General features: G+C 35.4%; 22 protein-coding genes, 3 pseudogenes and 1 riboswitch. Of the genes and pseudogenes, 12 read left to right on the top strand and 13 right to left on the bottom strand.

The annotated features are described in order from the left end of the window. Positions 1-163: 163 nt before the first annotated feature. The 3 genes from DET63_RS10270 to dhaS form a co-directional block, all read right to left on the bottom strand. Entirely contained in the window at positions 164-271 is a 108-nt protein-coding gene (locus tag DET63_RS10270) for a YjcZ family sporulation protein (protein WP_000505673.1), read from the bottom strand. 294 nt (positions 272-565) lie between these two features. Beyond that, the gene (dhaQ, locus tag DET63_RS10265; RefSeq protein WP_113936644.1) at positions 566-1,564 is read right to left on the bottom strand and encodes a DhaKLM operon coactivator DhaQ; all 999 of its coding nucleotides are present in this window, start codon (positions 1,562-1,564) and stop codon (positions 566-568) included. A gap of 19 nt (positions 1,565-1,583) precedes the next feature. After that, on the bottom strand, positions 1,584-2,150 hold the full coding sequence (gene dhaS, locus DET63_RS10260; protein ID WP_113936643.1) for a dihydroxyacetone kinase transcriptional activator DhaS: 567 nt from the start codon (positions 2,148-2,150) through the stop codon (positions 1,584-1,586). A 328-nt stretch (positions 2,151-2,478) separates the two neighbouring features. Between dhaS and dhaK the strand changes: the two genes are divergently transcribed. Then, positions 2,479-4,230 carry a dihydroxyacetone kinase subunit DhaK gene (gene dhaK, locus DET63_RS10250; protein WP_113936642.1) on the top strand — a complete coding sequence of 584 codons (1,752 nt, stop codon included), beginning with the start codon at positions 2,479-2,481 and terminating at the stop codon, positions 4,228-4,230. 56 nt (positions 4,231-4,286) lie between these two features. Here dhaK and DET63_RS10245 read toward each other — a convergent pair whose 3' ends face one another. Both DET63_RS10245 and DET63_RS10240 read right to left on the bottom strand, forming a co-directional pair. Further along, the gene (locus DET63_RS10245) at positions 4,287-4,838 is read right to left on the bottom strand and encodes a DUF4352 domain-containing protein (protein ID WP_113936641.1); all 552 of its coding nucleotides are present in this window, start codon (positions 4,836-4,838) and stop codon (positions 4,287-4,289) included. A 222-nt stretch (positions 4,839-5,060) separates the two neighbouring features. Continuing rightward, on the bottom strand, positions 5,061-5,267 hold the full coding sequence (locus tag DET63_RS10240; protein WP_113936640.1) for a hypothetical protein: 207 nt from the start codon (positions 5,265-5,267) through the stop codon (positions 5,061-5,063). 255 nt (positions 5,268-5,522) lie between these two features. Continuing rightward, positions 5,523-5,629, top strand: a riboswitch (SAM riboswitch). Between the two features lie 234 nt (positions 5,630-5,863). On the opposite strand from DET63_RS10240, the pseudogene DET63_RS10235 reads away from it, so the two are divergent. Beyond that, positions 5,864-6,664, top strand: a pseudogene (locus tag DET63_RS10235) (LLM class flavin-dependent oxidoreductase); the annotation flags it as partial. Between the two features lie 196 nt (positions 6,665-6,860). Here the strand turns inward: DET63_RS10235 and DET63_RS10230 are convergent. Further along, complete coding sequence (locus DET63_RS10230; protein ID WP_113936639.1) at positions 6,861-7,244, bottom strand: type II toxin-antitoxin system PemK/MazF family toxin; 384 nt, start codon at positions 7,242-7,244, stop codon at positions 6,861-6,863. Beyond that, positions 7,244-7,579 carry an AbrB/MazE/SpoVT family DNA-binding domain-containing protein gene (locus DET63_RS10225; RefSeq protein WP_061674074.1) on the bottom strand — a complete coding sequence of 112 codons (336 nt, stop codon included), beginning with the start codon at positions 7,577-7,579 and terminating at the stop codon, positions 7,244-7,246. Before DET63_RS10225 ends, DET63_RS10230 begins: the two co-directional genes overlap by 1 nt. Positions 7,580-7,800: 221 nt before the next feature. Between DET63_RS10225 and DET63_RS10220 the strand changes: the two are divergent. From DET63_RS10220 to DET63_RS10215, 3 genes and pseudogenes are all read left to right on the top strand, one after another. After that, positions 7,801-8,913 (top strand): annotated as a pseudogene (locus DET63_RS10220) (response regulator aspartate phosphatase). Continuing rightward, positions 8,910-9,044 carry a hypothetical protein gene (locus tag DET63_RS30610; RefSeq protein WP_257475379.1) on the top strand — a complete coding sequence of 45 codons (135 nt, stop codon included), beginning with the start codon at positions 8,910-8,912 and terminating at the stop codon, positions 9,042-9,044. The pseudogene DET63_RS10220 and the gene DET63_RS30610 overlap by 4 nt, the downstream one beginning before the upstream one ends. A gap of 418 nt (positions 9,045-9,462) precedes the next feature. Beyond that, positions 9,463-11,847 carry an immune inhibitor A domain-containing protein gene (locus DET63_RS10215; RefSeq protein WP_181777910.1) on the top strand — a complete coding sequence of 795 codons (2,385 nt, stop codon included), beginning with the start codon at positions 9,463-9,465 and terminating at the stop codon, positions 11,845-11,847. A 636-nt stretch (positions 11,848-12,483) separates the two neighbouring features. Here DET63_RS10215 and DET63_RS10210 read toward each other — a convergent pair. Further along, a complete protein-coding gene (locus tag DET63_RS10210) occupies positions 12,484-13,314 on the bottom strand; it encodes a VanW family protein (protein WP_113936637.1) in 831 nt (276 codons plus the stop codon). 95 nt (positions 13,315-13,409) lie between these two features. Next, positions 13,410-13,613: pseudogene (locus DET63_RS30925) on the bottom strand (hypothetical protein); the annotation flags it as partial. Between the two features lie 682 nt (positions 13,614-14,295). Here DET63_RS30925 and DET63_RS10200 point away from each other — a divergent pair. From DET63_RS10200 to DET63_RS10170, 6 genes are all read left to right on the top strand, one after another. Further along, entirely contained in the window at positions 14,296-16,035 is a 1,740-nt protein-coding gene (locus DET63_RS10200) for an S-layer homology domain-containing protein (protein ID WP_113936635.1), read from the top strand. Between the two features lie 142 nt (positions 16,036-16,177). Continuing rightward, entirely contained in the window at positions 16,178-16,492 is a 315-nt protein-coding gene (locus DET63_RS10195) for a PadR family transcriptional regulator (RefSeq protein WP_001078071.1), read from the top strand. A gap of 16 nt (positions 16,493-16,508) precedes the next feature. Then, complete coding sequence (locus tag DET63_RS10190) at positions 16,509-17,120, top strand: DUF2812 domain-containing protein (RefSeq protein WP_113936634.1); 612 nt, start codon at positions 16,509-16,511, stop codon at positions 17,118-17,120. Between the two features lie 258 nt (positions 17,121-17,378). Further along, positions 17,379-18,035, top strand: a complete 657-nt coding sequence (locus tag DET63_RS10185) for a uridine kinase family protein (protein WP_113936633.1) — start codon at positions 17,379-17,381, stop codon at positions 18,033-18,035. A gap of 75 nt (positions 18,036-18,110) precedes the next feature. Beyond that, a complete protein-coding gene (locus DET63_RS10180) occupies positions 18,111-18,548 on the top strand; it encodes an NUDIX hydrolase (protein WP_001202613.1) in 438 nt (145 codons plus the stop codon). Positions 18,549-19,009: 461 nt separating this feature from the next. Then, positions 19,010-19,861, top strand: a complete 852-nt coding sequence (locus DET63_RS10170; protein WP_113936632.1) for a P-loop NTPase family protein — start codon at positions 19,010-19,012, stop codon at positions 19,859-19,861. A 163-nt stretch (positions 19,862-20,024) separates the two neighbouring features. Here the strand turns inward: DET63_RS10170 and DET63_RS10165 are convergent, their stop codons facing one another. Both DET63_RS10165 and DET63_RS10160 read right to left on the bottom strand, forming a co-directional pair. Continuing rightward, positions 20,025-20,141 (bottom strand): YjcZ family sporulation protein, encoded by a 117-nt coding sequence (locus tag DET63_RS10165; protein ID WP_002069235.1) that lies wholly within the window; start codon positions 20,139-20,141, stop codon positions 20,025-20,027. Between the two features lie 268 nt (positions 20,142-20,409). Further along, entirely contained in the window at positions 20,410-20,880 is a 471-nt protein-coding gene (locus tag DET63_RS10160) for a hypothetical protein (RefSeq protein WP_113936631.1), read from the bottom strand. A gap of 203 nt (positions 20,881-21,083) precedes the next feature. Here DET63_RS10160 and DET63_RS10155 point away from each other — a divergent pair, with 203 nt between their 5' ends. Then, complete coding sequence (locus DET63_RS10155; protein WP_000637510.1) at positions 21,084-21,395, top strand: YbjQ family protein; 312 nt, start codon at positions 21,084-21,086, stop codon at positions 21,393-21,395. Positions 21,396-21,514: 119 nt separating this feature from the next. Here DET63_RS10155 and DET63_RS10150 read toward each other — a convergent pair whose 3' ends face one another. Continuing rightward, positions 21,515-22,702, bottom strand: a complete 1,188-nt coding sequence (locus tag DET63_RS10150) for an MFS transporter (protein ID WP_113936630.1) — start codon at positions 22,700-22,702, stop codon at positions 21,515-21,517. A 70-nt stretch (positions 22,703-22,772) separates the two neighbouring features. Continuing rightward, entirely contained in the window at positions 22,773-23,453 is a 681-nt protein-coding gene (locus tag DET63_RS10145; RefSeq protein ID WP_113936629.1) for a FadR/GntR family transcriptional regulator, read from the bottom strand. Positions 23,454-23,455 lie beyond the last annotated feature (2 nt).

Genomic DNA, 23,455 nt, shown 5'->3' with positions numbered 1-23,455 from the left:
AGGATTATTTATATGTCACACTAAAGACCGAAAGTGATAAGGTGCTGTATAAATAACTAATTTGGATGACTTGAATGTATAAACTAAAAAACTTTCCTTTATGGAGAGTTTTTTATTACAAAGAAAAGACACCCATATAAGAGTGTCTTTTCCGATAGTTTGTTTAGCAGAAGCAAGAAGCTCCAACTATGATTAATAAAATAAACAATACTACTAATAAAGCAAAGCCGCCAGAAAATCCACAGCCGCCACAACTACCACCAAATCCCATAATAGTTCCTCCTTTAATAAGAGGGGAAAACAAGGGGTCACTCATGTATTTTAACGGATTCAATTTACTTTATGTTTTTTACGCAATAATTGAGCAGGTCCTTTTGAAAATAAAAAAAAGACACATTAAGGTGCCTTTCTCCGACTGGATAACCGCATTTCGAAACTGGTGGATAACTTGCAAATAGTATGTATGCTTCGATTTATTTACAGATACCTAAGATTTATACATTCTTCATATAAGTCAGTACTTTTGATTACTAAACGTTCAATCATCATAAGGTTTAGTTTATTGTTACCAACCACTCGCTCTAACATCCGCCTTCAACCACTTCACCCAATCCAAATCTTCTACCTTAAGCAAACTAAGCGAAACACCTTTCATATCTAAAGAAGTTAGAAGGGTACCAACCTTTACGAACTTCACATGTAAGCCTTCCAGCTCACATAAACGGCGAATATCGTTTGCGAAAATGTATTGTTCCATTAATGGTGTCGCACCGAGTCCGTTAATGAGGATGGCGAAGTTGTCACCTTTTCTCCAGCGATAAATGCTTTTTAGTTTGTTCATAAGTTCGATCGCTAATATTTCAGAAGAGGATAGCGCTTCTTTACGGTATCCTTTTTCTCCGTGAATGCCGACGCCGTAAAAGACTTCATCGTCGTTTAATGTGAAGGAAGCTTTTCCTTGTACTGGGTCATTCGCAGGTGAAAGGGCGACTCCTAATGTATGTAAGTTTTTGATGACAGATTGGCCAAGTGTTGTTAGTTCTTCTAAAGAATAACCGCTCTCAGCGGCCGCGCCTACTATTTTTTGAATGAAAACAGTGCCAGCAACGCCGCGTCTTCTTTTGTTAAAAGAAACATCATCTTCAATTGAAACGTCGTCATTTACGATGATGTGGTCAATTTGTCTTCCTTCTTCTTTTGCGATTTGTTCTGCTGCTAAAAAATTCGCTACGTCATCTTTAAAGTTTTTGATGATGAATAGAATGCCCTTATCTTTTGGTATGAGGCGGGTTGCTGCAATAATTTGTTCTACTCTTGGCGGAGTGAAGATGCTTCCGTTTACTGCCGCCGTAAGCATTCCTTTTCCTACATAACCAATATCAGCTGGTTCGTGTCCGCTACCACCGCCGCTTATAATGACAACGTTTTGCTCCATTTCTGCGATATCTTTTACATAAATGATGTTATGTGTTTCGTCGTAATTTACTTTGTCGTTATGTTCAAAATAAAAGCCATGCATCATATCTTGAACAATATTTTCTACATCATTCATAATCTTTTTCATTGCTTTTGCCACCCTTTGATTACTTTGCTGATTGCTCCAGTAATAGTAGTAATTGATTGTTTATCATATTTTTCATGAGAGAAGACATAATGGAAGGATCTACTTCGCATTTGCTTTCAATCCAATCTTTAATCGTTCCAACGAAGCCGTGACTATAAAAGGAGGCAATCGTATTTTTTGTCTCATCAGAAAGGCTGAATCCACAGCTCGCAGATAATTCATCAATAATTTTCATATATAAGTTTTTCGTATGCTCAAATAAATAGTGATTAAACGAGTTTTGTTCAATGACTTTAAAAGCATTTCGGTAAAATTTTTGATTTTCATAAAAGTAATCAAATAATAAATCGAAAATGTTTTCCCACGTTTCATAGTCGAGAAAGTCGATAATGTTTTCTTTCGTTTCTTCTCTATAAATCCAGCTTAATAGTTCAAATTTATCTTTAAAATGATAATAAAAAGTTTGCCTACGCATTTGACAGTGTAACATAATATCGCTCACTGATATTTTATGAAACGACTCTGTTTCCATTAAATACTTCAATGAATTCGCGATTATCTTTTTAGAAATTATAGAAGAGGTCATCTGAATCATCCCTAGAATGTAGTAATATGAAAATCCTATCTATACAGTGAAACTTTAATCAGTGGGGAGGTTCATCCCCCCACTGATTATTAGCCTTCACCAATCGGGCATTTACGGGCAGTTGATCTCCCACCTAACTTCTTTGCTTTCACTGCATTTTGAGGTGGGGGTCTTACTGCCCGTTAATGCGGGATAAATGAGAGCGGTGTCTTTAGACAGATTGTCCATTTTGTCCGTTTACTATAAAACGCTTTCATTTTAACATGAGTAGTAAGAAGAAGATTTCAAATATATCACAATATATTAAAGGAATTGAGGGAGAATCACAATGAAAAAGATTATAAACAAACCAGAAACATTAGTAATGGAAATGTGCAACGGAATGGTTATGGCTCACCCAGAGCTTGAGCTTTTGAAAAAATATAAAGTTATTAAGAAGAAAGAAATGAACGAAAATAAAGTAACGTTAATTAGTGGCGGCGGTAGTGGTCATGAGCCAGCGCATGCAGGTCTAGTCGGAAAAGGAATGTTAGATGCGGCAGTGTGCGGAGATGTGTTTGCTTCTCCTTCGCAAATTCAGGTCTATCAAGCAATTAAAGAAACAGCTAGTAAAAAAGGTACGTTATTAATTATTAAAAATTATAGCGGCGATATTATGAATTTCAAAAACGGTGCACATTTAGCGACTGAAGATGGAATTGAAGTCGACTACGTAAAAGTAGACGATGATATTGCGGTAGAAGATAGCCTGTATACAGTAGGACGCCGCGGTGTTGCGGGAGTTATTTTAGTGCATAAAATTGCCGGCGCAGCAGCGGAAGAAGGAATGGATTTAGGAGCGGTGAAAGCTGTAGCGGAAAAAGCAGCGGCTAACGTGCGTACAATCGGTTTAGCGTTAACTTCTTGTACAGTACCAGCGAGCGGATCACCTACTTTCACACTTGCGGAAGATGAAATGGAATACGGCGTAGGTATTCACGGTGAACCAGGTATTAAACGTGAAAAAACGCTGTCAGCAGATGAATTAGCTAACCGTATGACAAATGATTTAATAAAAGATTTAGGAGTAAAAGATGGTGAGGAAATCGCACTTCTAGTAAATGGTTTTGGCGGCACACCACTGCAAGAACTTTACCTATTTAACAATGCAGTTACGAGAGAATTAGCTGCTAGAAACATTAAAATTAATAGAGTATTCGTCGGTAACTATATGACGAGTATCGATATGGCTGGTATGTCTTTAACAGTGATGAAGTTAGATGACGAGTTAAAAACGTTGTTATCGAAAGAGTGTAATACACCAGCGTTTAAAGTAGATGGACCAGTTGAGAGTGTAGAGTACGTGAATGTGCTTGAAGATGTAGAAGAGAAGGAAGTTTCCTTTGAAATAGAAACAGCGGAAGAGCACGCTGTTATTAAAGATAATGTCATTACATTAAATAACATGATCTATCTAGTTGATAAAATGAGCGACATTATTATTAAAAATGAAGTACCGTTCTGCGAGTTAGATACACATGCAGGTGACGGCGACTTCGGAATGAGTGTGGCAAAAGGATTTAAGCAATTAAAGCGTGAGTGGCATTCTATTTTAGGACAAGAGAATGTAACGATCGGATCATTCCTTGACGGTTGTTCAATGATTATTATGGAACATTGCGGCGGCGCTTCTGGTCCAATTTGGGGCGGAGCATTCCGCGCAGCTAGTAAAGAAGCAGGCGAGAAGCGTGAGCTAACAGTGAAAGAATTCGCTGAAATGTTACAAGCAGCACTGCAAGGTATACAATCTATCGGTGAAAGATCGTTCGGTAGAGGAGCGGTAGTTGGTGATAAAACACTTGTTGATGCACTTGCTCCATGTGTAGACTCTTGGTTAGCTAGCGCTTCAAACGAAGTAGACGTGAAAACTGTCTTTGAAAAAGGAGCAGAAGCAGCGGTTAAAGGAGCAGAGTATACGAAAGAAATCGTCGCTCGCATGGGCCGCGCCGGTACAGTTGGTGAAAGAAGCTTAGGATATCCTGATGCAGGTGCGCATGCGCTTGGAGTTATCTTTACGGAGATTGCGGGTAGTTTGAAATAGGAATTAGAAAGTCCCTCTGCCTTAAGGTGGAGGGACTTTTATATTGTATTTTAGATTTAGTTTTTTTGTGATTGCAGCTTATCGATTTTCCAGTGTGCTCCTAGAGGATCTACAGAGCTTTCAATATAAAACATATATTCATCTGCGGTACTTGGTACTTCAAAAGCTATTTTTAATTCTACCGTTTCATTTGGTTTAACTTGTATATCAGAAGGGTTTTGATCAAGCACCTTTCCTTCATAGGCCTTTCCGTCTTTTTCATCTTTTAAGTTATATTTTAATTCTGATAGTCCAATCGTTTGACCTCGTACATTTTTTACAGAGACATTAACAACGACGGAATCGTTACTAGCATTTAAATATGCATTTTGAACGGCGGTCAAGTAATAGCCTCCCTTAACACTCTCACCAACTAATAAAATACCTTGTTCCAAGCGGCTCATATCTTCTTTTTCTTCAAAATTTATTAATTCTTCATTTTCATTTTTTGCGGTTGGTTCTTCTATTGGACCATTTTCAACGGCACTATCTTTTTTATCTTGTGTGCAAGCAGCCGTAACACTGGCTAATACTAGAATTAAAGTAAGTAATATGAATAATTTCCTCATAAAATTTATCTGTCTCCTTAAGTTTCTCAATTTTGTGCAACTATACATATTATAAAGAGATTCTATTAAGATTAACATAATGTCTCATTATTGGCTCAAAATAGGGGGTCTTTTAGACACTTTATTCTTGTTTTTTATTAATATGATTGGTGTATTTACTCTAGTTGTAGCGAAATCGTCCGTTGTTATCATTCCTACTGTAAATATGTAATTAGTATTATTTTATTCTTTAAATATCTCCGGCTTCTCCACTCTAAATGATTTCACCTCACCGCACTCTAAACAAAATGTAGTTAATAGTTTGGAACGTTTCCCCACTGAAAAAAGCCTACTAGAATCATCCTCACAAACATATGCATGATAAGCAAATCCAACTCTTCCTTCTTTAAATGTAGTAGAACCACAATTCTCGCATCGTTTATTTTTCATGTTACTAACACCTCATTTGATTGATATTTATTTTTCTGTGTTTTTAAGATAGAAGTAAAGCAACTTGGTTATAAATGATGTTTTCGACATGATACAACATACCCCTTTATATATCCGCAAGTAAAACAACATAATACCCCTATAAACCTCTATAACGATATGATGTTTCATATATCATTTAATGTTTATCGGAAAAATAAGTATTAAAGTATTGAGTTTTATTATTCTGATGATTATAATAAAAAAAACAAACAATTCTTATGTTGAGAAGTGGAGGGACGGGCCCTATGAAACTTCGGCAACCTCGTTTTAGACGAAAGGTGCCAAATCCTGCAGGTGAAAAAACACCTGAAAGATAAGAGCGGTTCACGTAGTCAAGAAGGCTATTCTTATTTCGATAAGAGTAGCTTTTTTTATCCCGCATTAACGGGCAGTAAGACCCCCACCTCAAAATTCAGCGGAAGCAAAGAAGTTAGGTGGGGGATCAACTGCCCGTAAAAGCCCGATTGGTTCAACTAATAATCAGTGGGGGATGAACAAAATCCCCACTGATTAAAGTTTCACTTTATGGCTAAAAGATAAAGGGGGAATAGGTAGTGGAGTATGGTTTTTGGTTACCGATTTTGGGGGGATGGCTTCGAAATGTAGATGATGAATCTATGCCGCCTACGTTTGAGTATGCAAAACAAACAGCGCAAGTAGCAGAACAATTAGGCTGTTCAACAACACTTATTGCGGAATTAAATTTAAATGATATAAAAGGTGTTTCAGCACCAAGTTTAGAAGCATGGACAACTGCGGCAGCACTTGCAGCAGTAACTAATCGATTAGAGATTATGACAGCTGTAAGACCTGGCTTCCATAATCCAGCAGTTACAGCGAAAATGGCAGCAGATATTGATCAATTAAGTAATGGTCGTTTTACATTGAATGTAGTTTCAGCATGGTGGGAAGAAGAAGCGAGGCAGTACGGCGGAGTATTTACCGCACATGATGAAAGGTATGATCGCACAGAGGAATTTGTAACAGTTTTGAAAGGGCTTTGGAAAGAAGAAGAGTTTTCTTATAAAGGGAACTTTTATGAGCTTCATCATACACATTTAAGTCCAAAACCTGTACAGAAACAAGGCATTAAGATCTATGCAGGTGGTGAGAGTGAGCGAGGAAAAGAAGTAATTGTAAATCACGCGGATGCATATGTAATGCATGGGGGAACAGTGGAAGAAGTATTTGTGAAAATAGAAGATATGAAGAATCGTAGAAAGAAAGTCACAGAGGAGCTATTGCAGTCATTCGGGCTCGCGGCTTACGTCATTTGTCGTGATACAGAAGAAGAGGCGTTAGAGGAATGGAGACGCATAACGGATGTGAAAGAGGATGCTTTAGGTTACGCGGGTAACATATAAAACTATTATATTTTATTATAACAAAATACAGCAAAGACATTTGGAATGAAAAAAATAAAGTAATTGCACTCCTACTTGCTACAGGCTTTACAATTAGTGCAGGTGGGTTTAGGGGTGGTTACTAGCCACAAATAGCGATTTTGATAAAAAAGCATTTTGATATATTTATCAAAATGCCTTTTTGTTGCTATGCTAGCATTGCTCTTACATATGTTACGACTTTTTTATAGAAATCAGAGTTTGAGTCAATATGACCAACAACAGTTGCGTTTCTTGCAGCTAAATCTAATGACTTCACATGATCTGTTAATGCTACACCTGAGAGATTCGTATATGGCGTTCCTACTAAAGCGCCGTTCATTGGTATACCTGAAGGAACGGGAACTTCGAAAGCGTAGCCTTTTACTTTTGAAGTTGTGGGAACGATAATACCTAAACTAGAGATTGTATCATCGATAAGCCCGTCTGATATAACGATTGCAGGGCGATATCCCGCTTGTTCATTTCCGGCTTTCGGATACAGATTAAGCCAAACGATACTCCCGCGAACTACATTTCCTGAAATAGCCATTAAATTTCTTCATCTCCTATTGGCTCATAAAGTTCTTCTTCATGACTACGTACACCTGGCTTAGAAGATCCACGCAAGGATAGGAACAATTTTCTTAGACCTTCTTGATCATCGGCTTCAGGATATGATGCAGGGCGTAAAACGATTTCTCCGTTATCTGAAACGTGGAAATCAATTTTAACTCCATCCTTAAACTTAGCCATTTTAACGACTTCCGATGGGATTCGAACAGCGAGGCTATTCCCCCAAGTTCGGATAGTTCCTTTTGCGATAGCTTCAGCAACTACTGTCACATGAATCATCCCTTTGCTATTATTTGTATTACTATGGTTCAATTGTATCACCTCCTGCTAAAAAATGTATATACTTATGTATATACAAAAAACGAAAGAATGATACATGATTTTTGAAAATCATGAAGAGAAAATCAATGTGGTCTTATAATTGTGTGATAAATGTTGAGAAAGTTTTAATAACGGATTATGAGGAGAAATAAATTAGAATTTTCTGTTATTATTAAGGTAGTGAGTATTTTGACTGTGAATAAGAGGGGGATATGGTTGTCGCTAATACGAAAGAGAAAGTATTAGAATTGCTAAATGAATGGTACATAGAAATCAGATCAAGACGTATTCCAGAAGCGGAACGCTTGAAAAAGGAAATTGACTTTAAAATATCTCAACTAAAGAAGGAGGCAGAAGTAGAGGCGCAGGATTAAAGTCTATTTCTATATCATTCCTTACTAGAGTTTAGATACAATTATTTAATTAATAATTTAGGGGTTTCTGAAGATAGTTTTAATGAAATAGATGCATTTGGGAAGCCTACGGATAATCCTTTAACGTATTATTATTACTTCTTTAAGGGGATTCACGCAAATGAACTTGGTAATTTGCATTTAGCAAAAGAGTATTATGATCAAGCTGAAGAGTATTTGAGATATATTTCCGATCCGTTAGAACAGGCTGAATTTTATTTTAAAATGGCTACATTCCACTATGATATACAGCAAGGATTAAAGGCTTTTGAATATGGGAAAAAAGCGAAAGAAATGTATTCTGAAGAAAGTGGCTACGAAATTAACGTGGCGTTCTGTGAGAATATTTTGGGATTGGCTTGTATTCATTTGAGGGAATGGGGATTAGCTGAAGAATATTTCACAGCAGCATTGGACCAATTCAAAAGGGTTGGAGAAGAAAAGTTTATATTGATGGTGCGCCATAACTTAGGTTGGATGTATTCAAATCAAAACCTATCGCCTTTAGCGATTCGCTATCTTTCTGAAGTAGTAGAAAAGAATCCAAATCATTATAAGGCAATTTTTGCAAAAGCATTAGAACATTATAAATTAGAAGAGGTAGAACTAGCGAATGAACTTATTGAAAATGGTTTAAAAGTTGTAGAGGAAATCAAGCAAGAGGAATTTTATCACCGCTTTATAATTCTAAAAGGATTAAATAATAATTACCCCGCAACGGAATTTGAAAAAATAGTGTTAGAAGGAATTCGCTATTTTGAGAGGGAAGAATTATATGAAAATGTCCAAGAATACTATGAGGCACTTGGGGTGAGATTTTTAGAGGAAGAAAAGCACATGGAATCTAGTAAGTATTTTTACTTGGGTACAAAATTTAGAAAGAAAGCACAAGACAAGGGGGCATTAAAATGAAAAAAGTATTGATCAGTGTGATGGGGATCGTTACAATCTTTTCGTTTTCATTAGGATTAGTAGGACAGAAAGATGTGAAACAGCATAAAAATGTGATTCAAAGTATGTCAGTAGGAGATTATGGTGGTTGATGCCAAATATAAAGAGCGCTATCCGAATTAGGGTGGCGCTCTTTTAATATAAAGGAATTAGGAAAGGAACTCTGTAAATTGGCTTGAAATGTAATCGTTCATTATGGAAAGTATTCATTCAAATAACAAACAGCCCGAGTTCCAATGAGGAACTTGGGCTGTTTGTTATTTCTTTGCCTTTCCTAGCACTATTCTATCGCCATCAAAACAAAAGAACGAGTGACCCCACTTTATGGTTATGTGCAAAACATAAACTAGTAGAAGTTTTGTATTTTCTTATCCTACGCATTCCACCCTGCACAAAAAATATTTCTCAATATTTAATTGTTGAAAAACATTGAATATTCTCTATAAAGAGAATATTATGTTGCTATCGGCAAAAAAAACGATAATTCGCAGACACTGGGGAGGAAATGCATTGAAAAAGAATAAGAAGTTAAAACCATTATCAGTTTTAGCAACAGCGGCAGTACTAAGTAGTAGTTTTGCTTTTGGAAGTCATGCGGCGTATGCTGATTCGCCATCATCTCTACCAATAGATGAGCATTTAATACCGGAGGAGCGTTTGGCAGAAGCGCTAAAACAACGGGGCGTAATTGATCAATCTGCATCACAAGCTGAGACGTCAAAGGCTGTCGAAAAATATGTTGAGAAAAAGAAAGGGGAAAACCCTGGTAAAGAAATCTTGACAGGAGATAGTCTTACGCAAGAAGCTTCGGATTTTATGAAAAAAGTAAAAGATGCAAAAATGAAGGAAAATGAACAGGCGCAGCAGCCAACAGTAGGGCCAGTAGCTGGACAAGGTGCAGGATTGAATTCTAGTAAATTAAATGGAAAAGTCCCTACTGCACCAGCGAAGCAAGAAGAGTACAACGGTGCTGTTCGAAAAGATAAAGTGCTTGTTTTACTTGTAGAATTTAGCGATTTTAAGCATAACAATATTGATCAAGAGCCAGGATACATGTATTCTAAGGACTTTAATCGTGAACATTATCAAAAAATGTTATTTGGTGATGAACCATTTACGTTATTTGATGGATCGAAGATTAATACATTTAAACAATATTATGAAGAACAATCTGGCGGCAGCTACACAGTTGATGGAACTGTAACGGAATGGCTTACTGTTCCAGGGAAAGCTTCAGATTATGGTGCGGATGCGGGCACTGGTCATGATAACAAAGGTCCTTTAGGGCCGCGCGATCTTGTGAAAGAAGCATTAAAAGCAGCGGTAGCAAAAGGAATTAACTTAGCTGATTATGACCAATATGATCAATACGATCAAAATGGTGATGGAAATAAAAACGAGCCAGATGGCATTATTGACCATTTAATGGTTGTACATGCTGGCGTTGGTCAAGAAGCTGGCGGCGGTAAATTGAAAGATGATGCGATTTGGTCTCATCGTTCAAAACTTGGATCAAAACCATATGCGATTGATGGCACAAAATCTTCTGTTTCGAATTGGGGCGGAAAGATGGCTGCATACGATTATACAATCGAGCCTGAAGATGGAGCAGTTGGTGTGTTTGCGCATGAGTATGGTCATGATTTAGGCTTACCAGATGAGTACGATACGAAGTACTCAGGACAAGGTGAACCTATTGAGTCATGGTCTATTATGAGTGGTGGTAGCTGGGCTGGAAAAATTGCAGGAACAGAGCCAACAAGTTTCTCACCACAAAATAAAGAGTTTTTCCAAAAGAATATGAATGGCAACTGGGCGAATATCGTTGAGGTAGATTATGATAAACTTCGCACGGGAGTCGGTGTTGCAACATATTTAGATCAAAGTGTTACAAAATCAAAACGACCAGGAATCGTTCGTGTTAACTTGCCAGACAAAGATATTAAAAATATCGAAGCGGCATTTGGTAAGAAGTTTTATTACAGCACAAAAGGAAATGACATTCATACAACACTTGAGACACCAGTATTTGACTTAACAAATGCAACGAATGCTAAGTTCGATTATAAGGCATTCTACGAACTTGAAGCGAAGTATGATTTCCTTGACGTATATGCGATTGCAGAAGATGGAACGAAGACACGTATTGATAGAATGGGCGAAAAAGATGTAAAAGACGGCGTGGATACAACTAATGGTAAGTGGGTTGATAAATCATACGATTTAAGCCAATTTAAAGGGAAAAAAGTAAAACTGCAATTTGAGTATTTAACAGATATTGCAGTAGCTTATAAAGGATTTGCGTTAGATAATGCTGCATTAACTGTAGATGGAAAAGTTGTTTTCTCAGATGATGCAGAAGGTCAACCAGCAATGACATTAAAAGGATTTACTGTATCTAACGGATTGGAACAGAAAAAAAATAATTACTATGTAGAGTGGAGAAATTACGCTGGTTCTGACACGGCGTTACAACATGCGCGTGGTCCAGTCTTTAATACAGGAATGGTTGTATGGTATGCGGATCAAAGCTTTACAGATAACTGGGTAGGTGTTCATCCAGGTGAAGGATTCTTAGGAGTAGTAGATTCTCATCCAGAGGCAATCGTAGGTACATTAAACGGACAACCGACTGTGAAGAGCAGTACGCGTTATCAAATCGCCGATGCGGCATTCTCATTTGATCAAACGCCAGCATGGAGAGTAGATTCGCCAACTCGCGGTATCTTTGACTATAAAGGATTACCAGGGGTTGCAAAATTTGATGACTCTAAGCAGTACATCAACAGTGCAATTCCAGATGCAGGACGTAAGTTGCCGAAACTAGGATTGAAGTTTGAAGTAGTAGGTCAAGCTGAAGACAAATCTGCAGGTGCAGTTTGGATTCATCGATAGAATAAGGTGAAACTAAGAGGAGCTGTTCATAAGTTGGTGAAACTGACTTATGGACAGCTCTTTTCTTATTCTAGAAACGTGGCGCAGTTTAGTTTAGGAACCAGTTCATTGGAAAGGAAGATATAAAATTCATTTTCAATAAAAACGAGAAATGATATCGTCAGATAATTTCCTTTTCCTTCCACATGAAAGATGTAAAACAAAGGGAGAAAGTCAGTAGTGGTCCTGTTATATTCTGCATAGCAGCGATTTATATGTCGAGAAATCAAAATAGATTTATGTAGCATGATTCAAATTAATTGAAATGCATGAGCAAAAATACATTCTCATACGAGATTTTTATTAAATTACAAAATACTTATCAGACTTGATTGTAAGAAATGATAAGTATAATTGTATTGTTATTATCCTTAAGACCATTTAAAGAAGAATTTGATAATTGATTTTTTATGATGTACAGAAAAAATTAATTATCACATCCTTTTATTTTCACACTAGAACCTAAAAAGAGGTTCTGTTACAAAGTTTTTTAACAAGAAAAAGTTATGTTGCAAAAAGGGTTGTGACTATTAATTATATGAAGAGAGGCATGTAGTGTGTTACTAGACAAAAATACTTGATACACCAAGGTTACCTTCACTTACCCTCCTCATTATTATAAGCTAATAATGGTTCGTACATCATTATAGCGTGATTCTCCGTTACATATTGGTCTTCTATAAACTGTTTCTGTTGATTATATACTTTACGTTGAATAACATTATGTCGTATATAACCACCCCAGTATGCAGATTGGATTGAGTGTTCTTTTTCATATACTTCATATTGATAAAGCTGCGGATGGGCAATTCTCCACTCACCGACTAAATGCTTATCTGTAATATAAAGGTGAAGTTGATACGATTGGTCCGTTTCATTTTTGATTTGTAAATCCAAATAATTATAAGAACAAGTCGCTCCACTTCCAAATGGTTGGGTCCGCTTGGAATCAGGAAAGACATCAAAACTATGACGATATCGCTCTGTTACTGTCAATGGTGTATGTAAGGTCATCCAATATATTAAATTTGAAAGCTGACAAAGCCCTCCTCCAATGCCTGCTTGAAAAGATCCATAGTGTAGTATCATGCCCTCTACATACCCTTTTCTCCTCGTAGGCTTACCTATTAAACGCCAGTAAGAGAATGTTTCTCCCGGTCTAATGACGATACCATTTAGTTGTTTAATAGCAATCTTCAAATTAACAACTTTATTCTGTTGATACCACATATCTACATCTTTGAGCTTACGAAGTAGTATCGTTCGGTGCCGAATCGCTGTATAGGGTAACTTTTCTTGTTGAAATGTTTTTGCATATGTTTTTCCATCTGCTAACCACTGAATGTACCTCTTTGTAGAGTAATACCATGTCCCTAGTAGAATGCGATACTTAGACCGCTGTTTAGGACGTAAGTTCACTAAATTCATTTTATTTCCTCTCTCCTCTCTCCATCGTTTTCATATGTTACCATTTCCGTAATTACGATCCCAATCAATTTCCGTATTAATGCCTTTGAATTTACCCAAGTTTTCCCGCACAGAACTGTAATATTAATTGTCGCATTCTCTCGTTTTTTAACTACATTCTTATATGTATAGCCATCAATAAATTGTACTTTTCTTAGCTGCATAGTAATTAATATAAATAGATAAAAGACGCAAAAAAACAGTATAATTAATCTAATGGGGACCTTGTTTTTTTCATTTTTCGAATTGCTTATAGTCATGTGAAACTCTGCCTCAATATGATAAATTCAAATAAACACATTATAAATATAAAGGATAACCTTAAATAAAAAATAATGAAAATTAAATAAATTCTAAAGAAATAATATATTTTTACTAAATATTGATTGATAATAAGTTGTTTTTTGAGACTTTGCTAGGTTCTGTTGCAAAGTTTCTTAGCAAATAAAAAGTTAAGTTAATTACAATGAATCATGTTAAAAGGTATGTTCTCAGGATTATATTGTGATTTTAATGGAGATAGCATTGTTTTTTAGGCTACATTTTAGCGAAATAAAAGCTCAAAAAGCGATATGTATATTTACGATGTTACATTAGTGTTTTTCTTTTTATTTATCCCGCTATTTGTGGGCAGTAAAACTCACACCTTAAAATGCGGCTGGAGCAAAGAAGTTAGGTGGGAGCCCTGCTGTCCGTAAACGCCCGGTTGGTGCGGGCTAATAATCAGTGGGGGATGAACAAAACCCCCACTGATTAAAGTTTCACTTTATATATTTGCAACATAATATTAGTACGAATTACTATAGTAATATGAGTTTTTGCATATTTTAAAATTTAATATATCCTCCGAAAAGTTTTAATTGTATAATGTTTCTTGTCATAGTTTTTTAGATTTTTCGACAAAAAATAACACAAATAGAGAAAATATTGGGAGAATGCATTATGTACACAAAACTATTAAAATCAATTACGTCATTAACGCTTATTGGTAGCGCTTTATTATATACAAATATTGGTGAGATGAAAGCTGCTGAAGCGGGTACTTTTTCCGATGTACCTACATCGCACTGGTCCTATCCTGCGATTAAAGACTTAGCGAGCAAAAATATTATTTCAGGTTATGGAAATGGGATGTTTGGTTTTGGTGATGTTGCGACGAGGGAGCAAGTTGCAGCTTTAATTTATCGTGTGTTAGTACCAAATAAGCAAGGTGGTACGTTTAGTAATAATGCTGCTCGTTATGTATTACAAGATGGGTCTACTTTAAATAATCCGTATGGAGATATTCGCTCAGGTTCTACAATGTTTCCGGAAGAGGTTTTAACGTTAACGAAATTGGGGATTTTTAAAGGTGATGGAAATGGCGGTTTTAGACCGAAAGATTCTGTTAGCCGCGCAGAAATGGCGCAAATTATTAAAAATGCGTTCCAAGTTTCAGCTAAACAAAAACATACATTTAATGATGTTCCAAATGGATTTTGGGCAGAAAATGCGATTAGTGCCGTGCAGTCAAACGGGATTGCATCTGGTACAGGAGACGGGAAATTTGAACCAGCTAAAACGGTAACGCGTGAACAGTATGCACAGTTTTTATATAATGCATTGAAATATAAAAAGCCTGAGGTTGCGGTGCAAGATACAGGAGATGCGGCATTATTAGCAGCATTCAAAAATGAAGTGCAAACACGTATTAATACGTATGAAACGAATATTACACTTCCATATAAAACGAAAAATAGTAATACAGAAGAAGTGATGAATACACTTTTTAACGCGTATAAAGAAGTCGCAAGTAAAAATGAGTATACAAATTATAATAGGTCGAATGTTTCATATGGACTTTCTGGATCCCCTGGAAATTATACATTTACGTTAAAGATTACATATCGTGAAACGAAAGAACAAACAGAATATGTGATGAAACAAGCGAAAGCGATCGTTTCTTCTATTATTCAAACGGGAATGGATGATCATGAAAAAGTGAAGGCAATTCATGATTATGTTGTAAAACATGTTTCTTACGATACGTCTTATAAAGCGTATACAGCATATGAGGCACTCGCGAATCGTTCTGCCGTTTGCCAAGGTTACACACTATTAACCTATCAATTATTAAAAGAAGCTGGAATTGAGAATCATTTTGTAGTAGGAACTGGAGACGGTCAGCCTCATGCTTGGAACTTGGTGAAAATCGAAAACAAATGGTATCACCTTGATACAACATTCGATGATCCGGTGCCAGATGAACAAGGCCGCGTAACATATTCTTATTTCAACTTATCAGATGAGCAAATTGCAAGAAATCATGAGTGGAACCGCGGGGACTATCCGCAAGCTACAACAAACTATTATAGTACATTAACAAATAAAATTGCGACAGGTGGTACGAAAACACCTGCATATCAGCAAATATTAAAAGATACAAAGTTAAATTATTTAGGAAATGAATATATCGCAAATAACTATAATGAATTCAAAAATAAAATGCAGCAACGTTATAGCACAAAGTCAGCAAAGATTGAAATTCTTTATAAACAATCAATGGATGGCGCATTGCAAGATGTGAAAAAAGTAATTGGAGAAATCGGTTATCCGCAAGGAGCGAACCGTGTTTCTTATAAAGCTGAGCCGTATAATGCAAAAGAAGGGTATTCTTTAGTGACGATTACGTTTATGTATTAAAAATAACCTAGATCCATTTAAGGGATCTAGGTTATTTTTTTTATACCTTAATTTGACATATACAGTCTAACTGTATAAAATAAAACTATACAGTTGAACTATATAGTTTGGCTATATATTTATCGTTACACTGGAGGTCTTTATGAATAGAGATAAAAATTTACCATTAACGGAAACAACGTATTACGTTCTTTTAGCTTTATTAGAGCCAGCACACGGATATTTAATTATGCAAAAGGTGGAGGAACTTAGTAATCATCAAGTGAAAATCGCGGCGGGTACATTATATGGTGCGGTTGAAAATTTATTAAAGCAACAATTAATAGAATCCGTAAAAAGTGAAGATAAACGAAGAAAAGTGTATGTCATTACTGAGCGGGGGAAAGAAGTATTACATTTAGACTTTATGAGAATGCAGCACATTATTGGGGTTACAAAAAGCTTATTAAATGTATAGTTAGGGGGAAGTGAAGATGTGGAGATTGAAATTCTTTTTAGACTTTGAGAAAGAGGAAAAATGGTTAGAAGAGATGGCTTGGAAAGGCTATCAACTAAAAAGTAATGCATTCGGTTATAGATTTAAAATCGCAGAACCGGAAGATACGAAAATTAAAATAGATCATAGAGTATTTAATAGACGAAGTGATTTTATTAATTATTGTACGTTATTTGAAGATAGTGGCTGGAAGCATATAGCCGGTAAATGGTGGTCTGGTACGCAATATTTTAAAAAGGTAGATGTAGAAAGTGAAGATGACATTTTTTCAGATCAAATGTCACGAGCAGGGAAGTACAAGCGTCTATCTAAGACATTTTTAGAATTGGCGATATGTTATTTGCCGCTGTTAATCCTATTTATGTTTAATAAAACAATTAATCTAGGAGCGATTTTAAATCCGAAAGACCTATACTATACACCAGGATTATGGGATATGCACGGCGCAGCATTTTTAGGATCATTATTATTTGAAACACCATTTGCATTAATGAGGGGCATTTCATGGTTCTTTATCCCAGCTGCGATTGGTATGTTTTTCTTTTTCTCATATAAAGCAAATCGATTGTATGAAGAGAGAAAATACTAGGAGGACCCCCTTAAAGCTGATGCTTTGAGGGGGATTCTTTTGAATTTGTAAATGGTGTACTTGGTTAGCTTGATGGCGGATATGGTACTACCCCAAATAACAATAAAATCCTTTGAAAATTAATATAGTTTTTTAAAAATAGAGATGATATGATGGATAATCATACCATTTTTTTGCTTCATGTATGATTTTACAGTAGGATAACTCTATATTAAGATGAATTAAATAAGGGGATGTATTAGTAACAGGGGGAGAATAATGAAAAAGTTATTACAAGAAATTATAAATTGGATCAGTATGACCAATGAACAGATTGTTATTGGCATTTCAGGACACGGTACTGCCGGAAAAACAACGTTCGCCAATAAGCTCATAAACCAATTAAATCAAAATAAAGTGAGTTATATTAATACAGATCCATACATTATTAGTTCAAATGTACGAAAGTATACAAATATCCACTATACATATCAGAATGAAAATCATTATGATAAAATGACAGCTTGTCATCCATCAGCCCATCATTTGTCTGCGTTAGAAAGAGATGTTCAAATGGTAAGAGCGGGTTTAGATTTTTATACAATGGATACACATTATATGAAAAGTGAGTTAATTTCTTCGAAAAATAAGGTGACGATTGTAGAAGGAATGAGTGTCGCATTTATTAATCCAAATTTATTTGATTTGAAAATTTACTTCTATACAGATGGAGAAACAGAATTAATGAGAAGGTCTAGCCGTGATATTATTGAAAGAGGAGCCGATATTAATTACTTAAGGAAGTCTCATGAAGAACGTCGGATTCAGTATGAAGTGTTTATGCATCAGTATAGTCAACGTTTTGATATTATTATCAAAAATTCCAATGAAACAATATGTTTAGAAAAAAATACATTTGAGTTTTATAAAGTTTAAATGCAAATACTTTATTTACTAAAATAGCAAGTTATTGAATAAATTGTTCATATTTTTTCGAGAGGAGGTTAAGCAATGAGAGCACCGTATCAAGTATTGATATTTCCTTATATAAAAACTGATGATTCCATTCAATATGCCATTTTTAATCGAAGTGATTATGGTTATTGGCAAGGAATAGCTGGTGGTGGAGAAGATGGTGAGACTCCTATTGAATCAGCAAAACGAGAAGCGTTTGAAGAGGCTGGTATTACAAGAGAAAGTCCATATATAAAACTGGATTCTGTGTCTTCACTACCAGTAGAGGATGTAGTTGGTGAATTTCTTTGGGGCGAAGATGTTTATGTAATAAAAGAATTTTCTTTTGGAGTTAAAGTTCCTACAAAAAATATTAAATTATCTAAAGAACACTTCAATTATAAATGGCTGTGCTTTGAGGAAGCCGTAACGCTTTTAAAATGGGATAGTAACAAAACGGCTTTGTGGGAATTAAACAAAAGGCTGTTAAAATAATTAAAGTGTTAGTTAAAGCCGATCGTGGAGCGAGAATTAAACAACTTAAAAAAGCTTTGCTACATTACCTATGTAGCAAGGCTTTTTTCTTAGCGTACGAAATCGTGTTTTGTTGGCGGTACCCCGCTAAGAGCATGCAAGATTTTATACAGTTTTTCGGCTAATCCAATAACAAACGAGAACCCTAAAACCGCGCCAGGATAGGAATGTATAAAAAAATGCATAGATCCATAGAACAAAAAAAGGAGATTTACTTGTGAGATTAGGGTTCCTCCTTATTATTGCTACCAATAATGAGACGTTATGTCAACCGATTATGTATACGATATACAAGAAAAACTTCTTTACTACCGCATTATTCAGATGGTAAAATTTAGAAAAAAGAGGTGAGGATGAGTTCAGTGGACAATTTATTTTTAATTTAAAACTTTTTATTTTGTCTTAGAAAGGTGTAGATTTTTTTGAATACAAAATTAATCATAGTAGAAGGGCTTCCTGGCTTTGGGAAATCCACCACTGCAAACTTGCTTTACGATATTCTAATTGAAAAAAATATTGACGTTGAGTTATTTCTTGAAGGGAATCCAGACCACCCTGCTGATTATGATGGGGTATCTTGTTTTGATAAAAGTGAATTCGAAAGTTTGTTAGTGAATAGTGGTAATTTTAGGGGAGTAATTAGTGATAGAGTCACGAAGCGAGGAAACAATTATTTATTGCCATATAAAAAAATTAAAAATGAATACGGCTCTAATTTTCCTGAAAGTTTATTAAATACCATTTTCAAAAATGATATATATGAATTACCGCTAGAGAGGAATATTGAATTAATAACTGAAAAATGGAGGGATTTTGTTGAAATAGCCAACAACGAAAATAAAACTTATATTTTTGAATGTTGCTTCATACAAAATCCATTAACAATCGGAATGGTTAAATATGGTGAAAAAAAAGAGGAAGTTATAAGTTATATTAATGCATTAGCGAAAATCATAGAGAAATTAAATCCAGTATTGTTTTATATAGAACAAGATGATTTGGAATTCTCATTCAGAAAGGTATTTAATGAAAGGGCAAAAGAATGGTCTGCTGGATTTATTGAGTATTATACAAATCAAGGGTATGCGAAAATGAAAGGCTATCACGGTTTAGACGGAACAATTAAAGTTTTAGAAGCAAGAAGAGATATTGAAAGAGAAATATTTGATATGTTAAATATAAAAAAGACAAAAATTGATAATTCACAGTATGAAGCTATCAAATATAAGTCAATGATAATTGAAAAATTGAAATTACTTGAATTTCTAGATTAATGTAGTGCTTTAATTGAGCAAGAAACTAAGAATTTTTAACTTCCGCTAACGATAATTATATAAATAAGCTGTCCATATGGGCAGCTTATTTTATTTTTTGTTTAGCACGGGGATTTTTTCATGAAGAAAAGACACTCACATGAGTGTCTTTTCCGATAGTTTTTTAGCAGAAGCAGCTAGCTCCAACTATGATTAATAAAATAAATAATACAACTAATAAAGCAAATCCTCCAGCGAAGCCGCCGCCGCCGCAACTACCACAACTACCACCAAAGCCCATAATAGTTCCTCCTTTAGATAAGAGGATAAAACAAGGGGTCACTCATGTATTTTAACGGGTTCACTTTACTTTATGTTTTTAAGCATGAATTGAGCAGGTCCTTTTGAAAATAAAGAAAAGACACCTTATAAGGTGTCTTCCTTCGATTTGAAACATTTTAAGTTTAATAATATATGGTCTCGCCACAGACCTATTAGGCTGGAATTTTATAGTGTTTCTGAACAAAATTTTGTGCTGATTTTGAATCCTTAAGTTGATGGGGATCCTTTTACGTTTTATCATTTTTAAAAAAATCCTTCATTATCTTAGCGTCTTTAATACTCACCGTAACACCTTCAACTTTATCTTTCTTCTCATCTTTAGCAATCGTAATTTGTTCCTTATTATCAACCCACACAAGAAACTCTTCTTTTGAGTCATCTTTATATGTAACGGTTATAGTAGAATGCGCAGATACCCTCTTTTTTTGATCTAGTGTGATTGTTTTTGGTGTTCCTTTTTGGACTGCTGAAGCGATTGATTGTATCATTTCCTCGTTATCTGTTTGAGATTTGGAACTAGTATTACTTGTTGTTCTAAACATCTCAATGTTGGTAATGTCTGCAGAGTTTAATTGAATGGCATTTTTCGTATTTTCTTGCTTAGTTGCTGGAGTATTATTTGTAGTAGAAGTGCTTGTACAACCTATTAAAGTGAAAGATAGAACACTTAGAGCACATATGTAAGTGATTTTTTTCATTTTATCTCCTCCTCTAATTCAATTATAACAATATTCCGTCAACTTAGGTGGTTATTGTAAGGAAAAGGTAGAATAATATTTCATCCTTACAAAATTGTCACACTCCTGTAAGGTAATTCAATAGATTAGATACTTTTTCCATGTCATAATAAAGACATAAGAAAGCACATTAAAAACTACAACTTATTAGGAGAGTGTCAGTCATGATTGTAACAACAACGTCTGGAATCCAAGGTAAAGAAATTATTGAGTATATTGATATTGTAAATGGTGAAGCTATTATGGGTGCAAATATTGTTCGTGATTTATTTGCTTCAGTTCGTGATGTTGTCGGTGGCCGCGCTGGTTCTTATGAAAGCAAGCTAAAAGAAGCTCGTGATATCGCGATGGATGAAATGAAAGAACTTGCAAAACAAAAAGGTGCGAACGCTATCGTTGGTATTGACGTAGATTATGAAGTTGTTCGTGATGGAATGTTAATGGTTGCTGTAAGTGGTACAGCTGTACGTATATAATTAAATAAAAAACAGGCTCACCCCTTGAAGCGTATGCTTTGAGGGGCTTTTTTTGTTTTCAAGTAGTAGAAGTAAAAAGAATGAGCTTGATCCTTTAGGAAAAAGCTCATTCTTTTTATTTAAGCTATAAGATCTTTTGCTTCTACTTTCTTTTTGTTCATGACTAAAGTTAAAATGAACAAAATTAAGCTTAAAAGTGCCATTATAATAAAAACTTGCGTATAACCATCAAAATAGTCACGAGCGATTCCTGCTAGGACAGGAATGAATCCGCCCATAATATATCCTCCTGACTGCATCATAGCAGTCCATGCACTCGCATCTTCTGAAGTTTTTGTTTCATATAGCGGTAGCATGAGAGCGAGTGGGAATACGCCGCCGAGCCCGATGCCTAGTAAAATAGAAGGGATCCATGGTGTAGTTAGTGGGTAAATCATAAGCGATAAACCTACGAGTACGAAGCATATACTCCCTAATAACCAAAGTGCTCGGTTTTTATAAATATCCGCTAATGTTGGAATTAAAAAGCTACATATCATTTGAATAACTGTAAATACAGTTATGAGAGTACCAGCTTGTTCGCTACTGACACCCATATTTTGATTTGCGGGCGCAAGCCAAGTTGTAATGGAGTAAAAGATTCCTGATTGTAGTCCGAAAAAGATTGTGAACAACCATGCTTTTTTATTTCTTAAAGGTAAACTATTATTCTTTTTATCTTGTGTACTCGTATTCTTTTTTCGTTTCATAACCGGATACCAAAATATAATAGCGATAATAGTAAGTACACCCCAAAAAGCGAGTGCCATATTCCAATCTTCTTTTAATACATGTTGTAAAGGGATCGTTAACCCTGCACTTAAAGAAGCACCAGTTCCCATACCTACTGAATATATGCCAATCATTAAGCCGATTTTCGTAGGGAATTTTTCTTTAATAAAACCTGATAGTAACGGACCTGCAAGTGCAATTCCGATGCCGATAAATAAAGAGCTCGCGAATAATGTGGAAATGGAAGAGGTAAAAGCCCTCATACATGTAGCAAAGCCAATTAAAATAAGACAAGCCATAATTGCTTTTTCTGCTCCGAATTTTTTAATTACCTTCCCAGTCAGTAAGGCGAATGTCCCCATACAAAAAACAGGAATAGCTGTTAAAAAACTAACGGAAAAATTGCTTATATTTAAGTCTTGTCGGATTGTTTCTAATAAAGGTGAAATAGATGTAATTCCGATACGTAAATTAATGGAAACAAAAAATAGTGCTAGTATATACAAATAAGTTCGTTCTTGATGTTTCAATTTCATTTTTTCCTCTCATAAACATCAGATGTTATTGAGTATATCATCTGATGTTTTAGTGTAATATATAAGGAGCTTATTTCAGCTCCAAATTTTGAACAGCGTATGTTCGAGCCTCTTCGGCATTTTGTTTTAAAATAGCTTGGAATAATTTTTCATGAATGTCAGAGTTATCTTCATAGTTCGCTGTATTTAATATTAATTGGCTTAAAATGTGGCGAAGGGCAGGTACGAAAGATTGATACAAATCAAGTAGAACTTCGTTTTTGCTCGCCTTTGCAACTGCTAGATGAAACTGAATGTCTGCATCTATGTATGCTACATAATTTCCTTCTTGAAGGGCATTTTTTCTTTTATTCAAATGTCCTTTTAAATATAAAAGATCCTCTTCGCTTCGGCGCTGTGCCGCTAACATCGCTACTTCTTTATCTAACATATTTCTTGCTTCATACACATGATTAATATTAGCTGCTTGCAATCGTTTTTCAAATGAATCTTGTGTTGTATTTAGTGAGACAATACGAGTACCTTGTCCTTGTCGAACTTCTAAGATGCCGGCATGTACTAATATCTTTATGCTTTCTCGCAGCGTCGAACGCCCTACACCTAGCTCTTCCATTAATTGCGGCTCTGTAGGGAGGCGATCACCAACTTCATACTCGCCAGAAAAGATTTTTTCTTGTAGACATTCCAACACTTCATCGACTAATTTCCGTCGAGAAACTTTTGAAAAAGATTTCTTTTCGTTTATATTCATCT

It is taken from the genome of Bacillus sp. DB-2 (genome assembly GCF_003315125.1).
In the GTDB taxonomy this organism is placed as follows: domain Bacteria; phylum Bacillota; class Bacilli; order Bacillales; family Bacillaceae_G; genus Bacillus_A; species Bacillus_A mycoides.
This window is presented reverse-complemented; position numbering and strand designations above follow the sequence as displayed.

Excerpts from the sequence above, each read along its gene's own strand:
- DET63_RS10270 (WP_000505673.1), bottom strand. The coding sequence starts at position 271 with ATGGGATTTGGTGGTAGTTGTGGCGGCTGTGGATTTTCTGGCGGCTTT.
- dhaQ (WP_113936644.1), bottom strand. The coding sequence starts at position 1,564 with ATGAAAAAGATTATGAATGATGTAGAAAATATTGTTCAAGATATGATG.
- dhaS (WP_113936643.1), bottom strand. The coding sequence starts at position 2,150 with ATGACCTCTTCTATAATTTCTAAAAAGATAATCGCGAATTCATTGAAG.
- dhaK (WP_113936642.1), top strand. The coding sequence starts at position 2,479 with ATGAAAAAGATTATAAACAAACCAGAAACATTAGTAATGGAAATGTGC.
- DET63_RS10245 (WP_113936641.1), bottom strand. The coding sequence starts at position 4,838 with ATGAGGAAATTATTCATATTACTTACTTTAATTCTAGTATTAGCCAGT.
- DET63_RS10240 (WP_113936640.1), bottom strand. The coding sequence starts at position 5,267 with ATGAAAAATAAACGATGCGAGAATTGTGGTTCTACTACATTTAAAGAA.
- DET63_RS10230 (WP_113936639.1), bottom strand. The coding sequence starts at position 7,244 with ATGGCTATTTCAGGAAATGTAGTTCGCGGGAGTATCGTTTGGCTTAAT.
- DET63_RS30610 (WP_257475379.1), top strand. The coding sequence starts at position 8,910 with ATGAAAAAAGTATTGATCAGTGTGATGGGGATCGTTACAATCTTTTCG.
- DET63_RS10210 (WP_113936637.1), bottom strand. The coding sequence starts at position 13,314 with ATGAATTTAGTGAACTTACGTCCTAAACAGCGGTCTAAGTATCGCATT.
- DET63_RS10200 (WP_113936635.1), top strand. The coding sequence starts at position 14,296 with ATGTACACAAAACTATTAAAATCAATTACGTCATTAACGCTTATTGGT.
- DET63_RS10195 (WP_001078071.1), top strand. The coding sequence starts at position 16,178 with ATGAATAGAGATAAAAATTTACCATTAACGGAAACAACGTATTACGTT.
- DET63_RS10190 (WP_113936634.1), top strand. The coding sequence starts at position 16,509 with ATGTGGAGATTGAAATTCTTTTTAGACTTTGAGAAAGAGGAAAAATGG.
- DET63_RS10185 (WP_113936633.1), top strand. The coding sequence starts at position 17,379 with ATGAAAAAGTTATTACAAGAAATTATAAATTGGATCAGTATGACCAAT.
- DET63_RS10180 (WP_001202613.1), top strand. The coding sequence starts at position 18,111 with ATGAGAGCACCGTATCAAGTATTGATATTTCCTTATATAAAAACTGAT.
- DET63_RS10165 (WP_002069235.1), bottom strand. The coding sequence starts at position 20,141 with ATGGGCTTTGGTGGTAGTTGTGGTAGTTGCGGCGGCGGCGGCTTCGCT.
- DET63_RS10160 (WP_113936631.1), bottom strand. The coding sequence starts at position 20,880 with ATGAAAAAAATCACTTACATATGTGCTCTAAGTGTTCTATCTTTCACT.
- DET63_RS10155 (WP_000637510.1), top strand. The coding sequence starts at position 21,084 with ATGATTGTAACAACAACGTCTGGAATCCAAGGTAAAGAAATTATTGAG.
- DET63_RS10150 (WP_113936630.1), bottom strand. The coding sequence starts at position 22,702 with ATGAAATTGAAACATCAAGAACGAACTTATTTGTATATACTAGCACTA.
- DET63_RS10145 (WP_113936629.1), bottom strand. The coding sequence starts at position 23,453 with ATGAATATAAACGAAAAGAAATCTTTTTCAAAAGTTTCTCGACGGAAA.